Origin of the sequence: Streptococcus vicugnae, from assembly GCF_016461705.1 — a bacterium.
GTDB classification, from domain to species: domain Bacteria; phylum Bacillota; class Bacilli; order Lactobacillales; family Streptococcaceae; genus Streptococcus; species Streptococcus vicugnae.
This window is the reverse complement of record NZ_JAEMHW010000001.1, coordinates 164,831-177,263: the sequence shown is the minus strand read 5'-3', so window position 1 is coordinate 177,263 and position 12,433 is coordinate 164,831. Positions and strand designations below refer to the sequence as shown.

General features: G+C 38.2%; 8 protein-coding genes. 6 read left to right on the top strand and 2 right to left on the bottom strand.

Translation table 11 applies throughout. The features are described from left to right. From hisF to JG537_RS00835, 5 genes are all read left to right on the top strand, one after another. A complete protein-coding gene (gene hisF, locus JG537_RS00855; protein WP_132869325.1) occupies positions 1-759 on the top strand; it encodes an imidazole glycerol phosphate synthase subunit HisF in 759 nt (252 codons plus the stop codon). Then, positions 756-1,076, top strand: a complete 321-nt coding sequence (gene hisI, locus JG537_RS00850; RefSeq protein WP_132869324.1) for a phosphoribosyl-AMP cyclohydrolase — start codon at positions 756-758, stop codon at positions 1,074-1,076. Before hisF ends, hisI begins: the two co-directional genes overlap by 4 nt. Before the next feature lie 11 nt (positions 1,077-1,087). Continuing rightward, positions 1,088-1,402, top strand: coding sequence for a phosphoribosyl-ATP diphosphatase (gene hisE, locus JG537_RS00845; RefSeq protein WP_199542475.1), 315 nt, complete (start codon positions 1,088-1,090; stop codon positions 1,400-1,402). Between the two features lie 204 nt (positions 1,403-1,606). Further along, complete coding sequence (locus JG537_RS00840; RefSeq protein ID WP_199542472.1) at positions 1,607-8,257, top strand: pullulanase; 6,651 nt, start codon at positions 1,607-1,609, stop codon at positions 8,255-8,257. A gap of 147 nt (positions 8,258-8,404) precedes the next feature. Beyond that, on the top strand, positions 8,405-9,520 hold the full coding sequence (locus JG537_RS00835) for a glycerate kinase (protein ID WP_199542469.1): 1,116 nt from the start codon (positions 8,405-8,407) through the stop codon (positions 9,518-9,520). Here the strand turns inward: JG537_RS00835 and JG537_RS00830 are convergent. Beyond that, entirely contained in the window at positions 9,517-9,966 is a 450-nt protein-coding gene (locus JG537_RS00830; RefSeq protein ID WP_132869970.1) for a YueI family protein, read from the bottom strand. The genes JG537_RS00835 and JG537_RS00830 overlap by 4 nt on opposite strands. A 206-nt stretch (positions 9,967-10,172) precedes the next feature. On the opposite strand from JG537_RS00830, the gene eno reads away from it, so the two are divergent. After that, complete coding sequence (gene eno, locus JG537_RS00825) at positions 10,173-11,471, top strand: surface-displayed alpha-enolase (protein WP_132869298.1); 1,299 nt, start codon at positions 10,173-10,175, stop codon at positions 11,469-11,471. Between the two features lie 172 nt (positions 11,472-11,643). Here the strand turns inward: eno and gatD are convergent, their stop codons facing one another. Continuing rightward, positions 11,644-12,432 (bottom strand): lipid II isoglutaminyl synthase subunit GatD, encoded by a 789-nt coding sequence (gene gatD, locus JG537_RS00820; RefSeq protein WP_132869297.1) that lies wholly within the window; start codon positions 12,430-12,432, stop codon positions 11,644-11,646. Between the last annotated feature and the right edge of the window lies 1 nt (position 12,433).

Here is a 12,433-nt window from a genome sequence, read left to right as displayed (position 1 = left end):
ATGCTGAAAAAACGCATTATTCCTTGTCTTGATGTAAAAGATGGGCGTGTGGTTAAAGGAGTTAATTTTGTTAATTTAACCGATGTTGGAGATCCTGTTGATGCCGCGCGTGCCTACTATGAAGCTGGTTGTGATGAATTGGTTTTCTTAGACATTACAGCGACACACGAAAAACGTGATACGACGGTTGATATGGTGAGACGCGTTGCTGACCAAGTTTTTATTCCATTTACAGTTGGTGGAGGTATTCGCTCTGTCGAGGATATGAATAAAATGCTTAAAGCTGGTGCTGATAAAGTGGCGGTTAACTCATCAGCGGTAGCTAATCCGCAATTGATTAAAGATTGTGCTGAAAAGTTTGGTAATCAGTGTGTTGTTTCAGCTATTGATGCTCGAAAAGAAGAAGATGGCACTTGGCATGTCTATGTTGCTGGTGGTCGTAAGGATACAGGCATTGATTTGATTGAATGGGCAAAAAAAGTTGTTAGTCTTGGTGCTGGTGAAATTCTTCTCACTAGTATGGATAAAGATGGTACTAAATCAGGGTTTGATTTAGATATGTTAAATGCAGTTGCTGATGTGGTCAATGTTCCTATTATTGCTTCTGGGGGAGCTGGAAATATTGAGCACATGGTAGAAGTATTTGAAAAGACAACAGCTACAGGTGCTTTAGCTGCATCGATTTTCCACTATGGAGAAGTATCGATTGCTGACACCAAATCAGCCATGACCAAAGCTGGAATCGAGGTGAGACAATGAGTGATATTAAACTTGATTTTGCTAAACAAGGCGGTCTTCTTCCTGTAATTGTTACTGATTATCAGACTGGGCAAGTGTTAATGCTTGCTTACATGAATGAAGAAGCTTACCGTTTAACATTAGAGACAAAACAAATGCATTATTGGAGTCGCTCACGAAATGAACTTTGGCATAAAGGAGCAACAAGTGGTCATTACCAGTATGTTAAGTCAATTAAGACGGATTGTGATTGTGACACGCTACTTGTGGCTGTAAAACAAGAAGGAGCAGCTTGTCACACAGGTGCTTACAGCTGTTTCTTCAATGATATTTTATAGAAAGGAAAACTATGTTAGAAACACTTTATAAAGAAGCCTTAGATCGTAAAGAAAATCCTAAAGAAGGTTCTTACACTAATTACCTTTTTGACAAAGGCTTGGATAAGATTTTGAAAAAAGTTGGTGAGGAAGCAACTGAAGTTGTTATCGCTGCTAAAAATGCTGACAAAGATGAAATCGCTAATGAAACAGCAGATGTTTTATATCATTTGGCAGTTATGCTAGTTGAAACTGGTGTTACTACTGATGATGTCGAAGCTGTTTTAGAGGCTCGTCAAGGCAAAAAGAGCAATGTTCACGACCGACCAGAAATTACAAATTATTAAGTTAAAAAAAGGGTAGAAAAAGTTCTACCCTTTTTATTGTGTCCAAAAGCAATCGATTGCACTCTGTTTTTCTTAGTGTCTAATTATTTACCATAAAAACTATTTTTAAATATAATATTTATTTTACGAAAACGCTTGCGTAAATATAAAGTATTTTGTATACTGAAAGCATAAAATACTACTAATTTAAGACGGAGGTCTTCAATGAAAAAAATAAGTCGACTTTCTTTCCCAGAAAAGCGAGAGTGCTTTGGGATTCGTAAGCTAAAAGTTGGTGTCGCTTCGGTTGCAATTGCGACTGCACTTTTTTGGGGCGCTGGGATAACAAGCGTTTCTGCAGATCAGGTAAATGCCCAGCTAGCAGCTGAAGAGGAAATGAGTGATAACTTGCTTTCTGTGACTGAGCAGCAAAAAACTTCTGAGTTTACTGAGGTAGTTAATCAGACCTTAAACACAGAAACTAACGTGCCAACTAACTCGGTTGATGAGACTGAGTCTCAGCCAACAGTTGCTGCAGAACAAGAAGTTGAACAAGATTTACAAACTTCAGAAGCTAATTCAAAAAGTCAAGGTAATCAAGCTGTTAATGAGCTAAGTAATTCAGAAACAGTAGGTCCAGAGTCTTCTACTAGTGAAACCACTACTGAGACTGCTAATCAGATTAATCTTCTAAATTCTCCTCAATCTGACAGTCAAGTATCAAATCCTCCGATTGCTGAAAATACGATTCGAGTCCACTACCAAGCAGTAACAGATGATAATTATGCGCAGTATGGCTTGTGGACTTGGGGTGCTGTAGCTGAACCTTCTGATGGTAATAATTGGCCTGCAGCAGCAACGCCATTTTCTGCTAATCAGAAAGATGAATTTGGTTACTACATTGACCTTAAGCAAGCGGCAAGTCACGGTGACATTGGCTACCTTTTACTAAAAAATGGTGAGAAGACTAGTGATTCAGACCAAAGCATTAAACCTTTATCAAAAGATGCTAATGAAGTTTGGGTTACTTCAGATTTTACGACTTATAGCTATAAGCCTTTAGCTGATGACCGTATTATTCGTATTAACTACAAGCGCGATGACGGTAATTATGATGGCTGGGGCCTGTGGGCTTGGGGAGATGTGGCTTCGCAATTTGGCACATGGCCAACAGATGCTCTTGATTTCACACAAGAAGGAGCTTACGGTCGTTATATTGATCTACCTCTGTCAAAATTGTTAGATTCTAATATTGGTTTCTTGTTAGTTAATCAAAATGATCCTGACAAGTCTGGTAATAAAACTCTTGATATGGCCTTTTCTGATCGAGAGATTCATAGTCAGATTTTCTTACATAATGACGATGCCACAGTCTATACGAATCCTTATTATGTAGCTACGGTTACAGGACAGGACTTTTCAAAAGCTACCCCTGGAGTACACAATGTTTCAGTAGCAGCAAGTAGTTACCGTCCGTTTAATTATAATGAAACCGATTTGATTGATGTGACAGTTACTAATCCGGAAAATGTTGACATCACGCGCATGCAAGTTGATACGACTCAAATCGGTGGTGGTATTATTGAAATGTCACCTGAGCTCAATCGTGTAACGATTACGGCAACTTCAGATACTCAACCCGGAAATTATAGTCTTCCTGTTCGAGTCTTTGATAAAGATAATGGTTATTATGATACGACGGTTTCGGTCACTGTAACCAAGCGAGTTAAACAGGCTAATGAAGTCGACTGGGATGAACAAGTGATTTACTTCATGTTGACTGACCGTTTTTACAATGGTGATCCAAGTAATGATGATCCTTATCATCAAGACTACGCTAAAGCTGTCAATCAGGCAGGTGTGTACAAAGGTGGTGATTTTAAAGGGGTTACCGCTAAACTTGATTACCTCAAACAATTAGGCGTAACAAGTATCTGGGTAACACCAATTGTTGAAAATGTCCCACAAAATGTTAGCACTGAAGCTGGTAAAGAGTATTATGCTTATCATGGCTATTGGGCTGATGATTTTGAAAAACTTAATCCACATCTTGGGACACTTGATGATTTCCATGAATTGATTGATCAGGCAGCAGAGCGTGGTATTAATATTATTGTTGATGTGGTACTAAATCACTCAGGTTATGGTACAGAAGATAAATTTGCTGGTATGGTACGTACACCAGAAGAAGATAAAGGCGATGATATTCAAGGGTCACAATCTGGCCTACCTGATTTTAAAACAGAAGAGAAAGCTGTGCGAGAGCAATTAGTTGCTTGGCAAACAGCATGGCTTGAAAAATCTACAACAGCAAAAGGAAATAGTATCTACGCTTTTCGTGTCGACACTGTTAAACACGTTGATGATACGACATGGCAATATTTTAAAAATGAGCTAGCGCTAAAAGATGCTGATTTCCACTTGGTTGGAGAAAGTTGGGGAGCTAATTACAAAGATACCAAAGGTGATTTAGGAACTGGTAGCATGGATAGTTTGCTTGACTTTGGATTCAAAGATATTGCTAAATTATTAGTCAATGGTCGCTTAAAAGAAGCAAATGATGAATTAATTGCTAGAAATGATGCGCTTACTAGTGCTTATACCTTGGCACAATTTCTAGGTAGCCATGATGAAGATGGTTTCTTGTATAGCATTGGTGGTGATTTAAATAAACTCAAATTAGCAGCAACGCTTTTGTTAACTGCTAAAGGGCAACCAGTCATTTATTATGGTGAGGAGCTAGGGCAATCTGGTGCTAATAACTGGCCTTACTATGACAATCGTTATGAATTTGATTGGAATGATGTAACTGATAATGAAGTTTTAGAGCACTATCAAAAATTATTAGCCTTCCGTCGTGATAACAGTGAATTGTTAGCGCGTGGTAGTCACAGTACTGTAGCTGTAAATGACAGTCAAGGATGGCTACTTGCAAAACGAGCTAATGACTCAGATGCGGCTTACATTCTCTACAATCTCAAAGACCAATCGCAAAAACTTCATTTGCTTTTGACTGAGGCAGCAACGGTGACTGATTATTACACAGGAGCAACTTATCAAGCTCTCCTTGGACAAGATGGTCAGTATTATCTTGATATTGAAGCGCCAGCCATTTCAAAAGGTGGTACCATGTTGCTAAAAGTGTCTGCAGGTGCTATTACACAGGCTTTTATCGCTCAGACAGAAGAAGAGCCAATTGCTGAAAATACGCTGCGCGTTCATTTTAAGACTTTGCCATCAGATGATTTAGCTAGCCTTGGTTTATGGACTTGGGAAGATGTTGAACACCCATCAGAATCTTGGCCAAACGGAGCTCTTAATTTTTCAAATGCTAAACGTGATGCTTATGGTTATTATCTTGATGTGAAATTGGTAAATGCTAATCGTCACAAGGTTGGACTGTTAATCAATAATAGCAAGGGTGATAATGTTTCAGGTGATAAATTGGTTAATCTCATTAGCCAGGACATGAATGAAGTTTGGTTTGATGAAAATTACAATGCTAATTACTATGCTCCACTTGAAAAAGGAAAAATTCGGATTAATTATTACCGTAGCGATGGTAATTACAAGAATTTAGCGATTTGGCTATGGGGTAGTGCAGACGGTTCAATCACTTCTCGTATGGGGGCTTGGCCTGATGGCGTTGATTTTGAAAATTTTGGCAAATATGGTGCCTATATTGATGTTCCTTTAGCTGATTTCAATGAACTTGGTTTCTTGCTTCTTGATGAATCTAAAGAAGGGGATGCAGCTAAAATTCAGCCAGATAATTACACGTTTAAAGATTTAGCTAATCAAACACAAATTTTCTTGAAAGATGAGGATAAGACTATTTATACGAATCCATATTTTGTAAGCACTGTTCGCTTAACATCAGCACAACAAATTAGTCAAACAGAACTTTCAGCAATTATCAGCAACTTAGCAGATGCTGATAAAGATAACCTTTTAGAAAATCTTAAAGTAAGCGATAAAGATGGTAATCCTGTTGCGATTACAGCTATTAGTCTAGATGCTGCAAGCAATAAAGTAACCATTACAGGTGATTTTTCAGCAGCAACAACTTATACTGTAAGTTATGCTGAAGATCACTATCAAGCCAAAAGAAGTTGGCAATACATGGATTCACAATACGCTTATGACGGTGAATTGGGAGCGCGTGTTTCTGAAGAAGGAGCGCGTGTTGATTTGACTGTTTGGTCTCCAAGTGCTGACAGTGTTTCACTTGTACTTTATGATAAAAATGACCAAACAAAAGTTCTTGGTAAAGTTGCCATGGCAAAAGGTGATAAGGGCGATTGGTCTGTGACATTGACACCAAGTCTTGGTTTAGGAATTACTGATTATCGTGGTTATTATTACCATTATGAAATCACTCGTGGTGAGGATACTGTTTTAGCACTTGATCCTTATGCTAAGTCACTAGCTGAATGGAATAGTGACTTAATAGGAGCAGATCCATCATATAAGGTTGCTAAAGCAGCTATTGTCGATACAAGTGCTATTGGTAATCAAGACATGACTTATGCAGATATTAAAGGTTACACAGCTCGTGAAGATGCCATTATTTATGAAGCACATGTCCGTGACTTTACATCTGACACAGCGATTTCAGAAGAGCTTCGTAATCAATTTGGGACATTTGCGGCATTTGCTGAAAAATTAGATTATCTCCAAAGTCTAGGTGTCACTCATATTCAATTGTTACCAGTGATGAGTTATTACTATGTTAATGAAGCAATTAATAGTCAACGATTAACTGATTATGCTTCAAGTAATACAAACTATAATTGGGGCTACGACCCACAAAGCTATTTTGCTTTGACAGGGATGTATTCTGAAAATCCATCAGATCCAGCTAAACGTATTGCTGAATTTAAGAATCTCATCAATGAAATTCACAACCATGGCATGGGCATTATCCTGGATGTTGTTTATAATCACACAGCAGATCTTGCTATTCTTGAAGATTTAGAGCCAAATTATTATCACTTCATGGAAGCAGATGGCAAAGCTAAGACAAGCTTTGGCGGTGGTCGTCCAGGAACAACTCACTACATGACTCGACGTATGGTCTTGGATTCTATTGCCTATTGGACAAAAGAATTCAAAGTAGATGGTTTCCGTTTTGATATGATGGGAGATTTGGATGCCCAAACTGTTCAGATGGCTTATGATATAGCAAAAGCCTTGAATCCAAATGTTATTATGCTTGGTGAAGGTTGGATAACTTATGCAGGTGATGCTAATGATAGTCGTCAACCAGCTGACCAAACTTGGATGGCACACACAGATAGTGTCGCTTCTTTCTCTGATGATATTCGTAATCTCCTTAAATCAGGTTATCCAAGTGAAGGTTTACCATGTTTTATCACTGGTGGGGTAAAAGATTTACAAGAACTCTTTAACACTATCAAAGCTCAGCCAAATAATTTCACAGCGGATGATCCAGGTGATGTAATTCAATACATTGCGGCTCACGATAATTTAACGCTTCACGATATTATTGCCAAATCAATCCATAAAGATCCATCAGTTGCTGAAAATGAATCTGAGATTCTACGTCGTCAACGTTTGGGAAATCTTATTATCTTAACTTCTCAAGGAACAGCCTTTATTCATTCAGGTCAAGAATATGGCCGCACCAAACAATTCCGTGACGAAGCCTATAAGACTCCTGTTTCTGCTGATAAAGTACCAGAAAAATCAGATTTACTAACCAACTTAGATGGCACACCATTTGACTATCCATATTTCATCAGTGATTCTTATGACTCAACTGATGCGATTAATCATTTTGATTGGACGAAGGCGACAGATAAAACAGCTTATCCAGAACATGCGAAAACACAAGTTTATACAAAAGGTTTGATTGCTCTACGTCGCTCAACTGACGCCTTTACCCTTAAGACTAAGGAAGAAGTTGATAGCAAAGTTAAACTAATCACTGTACCAAATGAAAATGGTGTAGGTCAAGAAGATTTGATTATTGCCTATCAAACACAAGCAAGTAACGGAGATATTTATGCTGTCTTTATCAACGCTGATAGTAAAGCGCGTGATATTGTTTTATCAGATGCCTATAAAGCTTTATTGAATGCTGAAGTAGTTGCAGATAGTGAACAAGCTGGTTCAAGTGCGATTTTAAATCCAAAAGGTGTGTCATTTACAGAAAATAGTGTGACACTTGATCCCTTAACAGCAACAATTTTACGTTTGAGAAAACCTAGTGCTGAAACTGAGCGAACTCTTTATGACCAAGCGAGTGGTGTTAGTGTTGTTTTAGCGCCAGGTGAGCGTGAAGATATCAAAAAAATTGAAGTAAGTCATCAAGAAACTAACGATGCTAAAACACCAGAAATTTTAACTGGTGACGATTATGATTTGTTTGATATTCAACCAACAGATGATGCAGGTCATGTGTTGGATATCACCAAAACAGCTCGTGTCATTTTACCGGTTGATGCTGGTAAAACAATTTCAGAAGTTTTTTATCTGCCAGTTAATGGTCAGCCTCAATCTCTTACATTCCAACTAATGAATAGAGTTATTGATGGTCACCTTGTAACATTTGCAGTCTTTGATGTAGACCACTTTAGCCAGTATGGTATTGTTTATCAAGATAAAATCGCAGAAAATGAAGTGTCTACTGATTCTAATCAAGCGTCACAAGCCTTAGAAACTGCACAAAATCAAAATAAAGCTGTATTTGATGCTCTTAATAATCTTGAAACTGCTAAGGTAGTTGAAAATAGCACAGGTGCTTTGCCAGAAACAGGTCAAAGAAATAGCAATGTTTTAAGCTTTGTAGGTCTTCTAAGCTTGGCAAGTTTAGCAGTGTTAGAAGTAAAAAGACATAAGAAGAATGGCTAAACTATGATTATGTACTCTGACTAAAATTCATTACAATCCCCTTTCTTGTATGAAAGGGGATTTTTGTATAGCTTCATGTTTTTGTAACCTCTTTTGTTAAAAAAAATTATATAATAGTAGTAAGAAGTGTAAGGGGGAGTTGGTACTATGCACATATTAATCGCACCTGATTCATTTAAAGAAAGTTTATCGGCACTCGAAGTTGCAAAAGCTATTCAAAAAGGGTTTAGAAAAGCTTTGCCTAACGCTACCTTTGATTTAATGCCAGTTGGTGATGGCGGTGAAGGCACATTGGAAGCATTGACTGATGGTCTCCATTTAAAACGTGAAAACTATACCGTTACAGGAGCTCTCGGTCAACCCGTTGAAGCTCATTATGCAACTAATGGTCGTTTAGCTGTTTTTGAAATGGCTGATATTTGTGGTCTAGAAAAAGTACCGACTGATCAGCGTAGCCCATTAACCCTTACAACAAGAGGCGTCGGTGAAATGATTGGTCACCTTGTTGAACTAGGTGTCGAAGAAATTATGATTGGCGTTGGTGGTAGTTCAACCAATGATGGTGGTCTTGGTATGGCCGGTGGTTTAGGTTACCGGTTCTTTGATAAAACTGGTCATGAAGTAGAGGCTATTGGTGAGCATCTTGGAGAGATTACAATGGTTTCTTACGAAAGTTGTCATTGGGATTTGTCGCAAACTAAGATAACAGTCATCACTGATGTAACCAATCCTTTGTGTGGTCCAAATGGAGCAACCTATATTTTTGGAGGACAAAAAGGGCTTGCAAAAGATGACTTTGCAAGCGTTGATAAAGATATGGAAAGATTTTACCAAACTTTCTTCCCAGCTGTTTTGGATTTGGCTGGAGCAGGAGCAGGTGGTGGAATGGCAGCTGGTTTATCGGCCTTTGCTGGTGGGCAAATTATTTCAGGTATCGATGCTGTTCTTGATATGCTTGATTTTGATCGACGTGTTGAAAAAGCTGATGTTGTTATAGTCGGTGAAGGACGTATGGATAAGCAAAGCTTGTCAGGAAAAGCACCAGTTGGACTCGCTCAACGAACACCACGCGGAAAATTAGTGATTGCTATCTGTGGCAGTCTCAAAGATGATTTGCCAAGTTTCCCAATTTCAAATATTCAGGCTGCTTTCCCGATCATTGCTGATGTCGATACTTTGGAAAATACTCTTGATAAAGCTAGGCAAAACTTGGAACGCACCGCACAAAACGTTGGAAATTTACTAAGCTTTACTAGATTTTAATTTTTGTGGAAAAGTTTTGACCAGAAGCCCTTTTTAGGGGCTTCTTTTGGTTCATTATGGCTAATAGGAAATTGATCAGATAGCAGAGGATTTGCTACATTTTCAGCTTGGTTTGAGTGAACAATGATACCATAAGGGGATTGGGCATTTTTTTCATCAACAATTGTTGCTTGAATGTGTAATTCCTGAGCAGTTTTCATGTAAACCATTTGGTTTGAAACGGATAATTTTGGCGAAATTTTAACTAATAAAGTGTCGTATTTTTTATTTAATTGTCCTAAAATATCACTAAAACGATTTTGAACATCTTCTAATCGACTTTCTTCAAGAGGAATAGACAAGACGACACGTTCTGCAAAAGTTCCAAAATAAAGACGTTGTTCATCAGGATTTAAGCGTTTTTCTCCTGTTGCAGCTTGCAAAACTTTGTTTTCTAAATCAGTCATAGTAAGGGCCTCCGTATGTTGTTACAACCATTATAAGTTAAATTTACTAAACTGTCAGTTTTGAGCTGTCTGGTTATTGAAAACTGTGAAAAGTTATGAAAGTTGGTAGCGATTTTCAAAATTTCTCGTTTTTATTTGCTTAAGCGCCGATATTATGGTATTATTTTAGTGTAAAAATATTAAAAACTCATAAGGAGAGTAACATAATGTCAATTATTACTGATGTTTACGCTCGCGAAGTCCTTGACTCACGCGGTAACCCAACACTTGAAGTAGAAGTTTACACAGAATCAGGCGCATTTGGTCGTGGTATGGTTCCTTCAGGAGCTTCTACTGGTGAACACGAAGCAGTTGAACTTCGTGACGGAGACAAATCTCGTTACAACGGTCTTGGTACTCAAAAAGCTGTTGACAACGTTAACAACATCATTGCTGAAGCAATCATCGGTTTCGATGTTCGTGATCAACAAGCTATCGACCGTGCTATGATCGCTCTTGACGGTACTCCAAACAAAGGTAAACTCGGTGCAAATGCTATCCTTGGTGTTTCTATTGCCGTAGCTCGCGCAGCAGCTGACTACCTTGAAGTTCCACTTTACAGCTACCTTGGTGGTTTCAACACTAAAGTTCTTCCAACTCCAATGATGAACATCATCAATGGTGGTTCTCACTCAGATGCTCCAATCGCTTTCCAAGAATTCATGATCGTACCTGCTGGTGCACCTACTTTCAAAGAAGCTCTTCGTTGGGGTGCTGAAATCTTCCACACACTTAAGAAAATCCTTAAAGAACGTGGTCTTGAAACAGCTGTTGGTGACGAAGGTGGTTTCGCTCCTAAATTTGAAGGAACTGAAGACGCTGTAGAAACAATCATCAAAGCTATCGAAACTGCTGGTTACAAACCAGGTGAAGATGTATTCCTTGGATTTGATTGTGCTTCATCAGAATTCTACGATAACGGAGTCTATGACTACACTAAATTCGAAGGTGAAGGTGCTGCTAAACGTACTGCTGCAGAACAAATCGACTACATTGAAGAATTGGTTAACAAATACCCAATCATCACTATCGAAGATGCAATGGACGAAAACGACTGGGACGGATGGAAAGAACTTACTAAACGTCTTGGTAAACGTGTTCAATTGGTTGGTGATGACTTCTTTGTAACAAACACTTCATACCTTGCACGTGGTATCAAAGAAGAAGCTGCTAACTCAATCCTTATCAAAGTTAACCAAATCGGTACTTTGACTGAAACATTCGAAGCTATCGAAATGGCTAAAGAAGCTGGTTACACTGCAGTTGTATCACACCGTTCAGGTGAAACTGAAGATTCAACAATCGCTGACATCGCAGTTGCAACTAACGCTGGTCAAATTAAAACTGGTTCACTTTCACGTACTGACCGTATCGCCAAATACAACCAATTGCTTCGTATCGAAGACCAACTTGGTGAAGTAGCTGAATACCGTGGATTGAAATCATTCTACAACCTTAAAAAATAATCTCTGATTATATAAGGTAAAAAACCTTAGCTTAGGCTAAGGTTTTTTTGTGTTTAAAATGATAAATAGTATTGAAGGTAAATTTCTCATGATTTTATGAGTAAAGAAAATGGGCCAATTGAAGAGTGAGAAAAAACGTCTGAAGAATTGTCTTCAGGCGCTTTTTAGTATGCTATTTTTCAAATTCGGCTTTACTTTTAGTATCAGCATATTCTTCGGCAACTTCTTTTGAAAGAATGTCGTCATAGCTTGGTAGTGTAATACTAGAGCCGTATTTGTTCTTCAAAGCAGTGGTTACAAGTCGGTAAGCTAAGTTAGCGTTACGTGATAGAATTGGTCCGTGGAAGTAGCTACCATAGACATTTTTGTAATGAACACCTTCTGTACCGTCTTCTTTGTTATTACCATTTCCGTAAACACAAGTACCAAGTGGTTTTTCATCGTCAGAGAGGAAAGTACGACCTTGATGATTTTCAAAACCGTAGTAAGTTTCGTTGAATTCGTCATTATGAATTTTGATATCACCGATGAAACGGTTATTTTTTTGGTTAAGGGTGTAGTGTCCCATTACACCGATACCGTTAATTTTTTCGCCGTTGGCTTGGACGTAGTATTGACCTAATAATTGGAAACCACCGCAGATAGCAAGAATGACTTTATCTTTGTTGATGAAATCAGCGATACCTTCTTTTTTACTTGGAAGATCTTTGGCAACAATAGATTGTTCGTAATCTTGTCCCCCTCCGAAGAAGACCATATCATAATAATCGCTATCAAATGAATCCCCTAATGAAACGATATCAAAGGTCATTTTAGCACCAAGCTTTTCACCGACATATTTCATCATAAGGATGTTACCATTGTCACCGTAGGTATTCATTAGATTTCCGTAAAGATGAGCAACGTTTAATTCGTATTGGTAATCTTTAGTGTTAGGAGATTGTAGTGAAGTATATGTCATC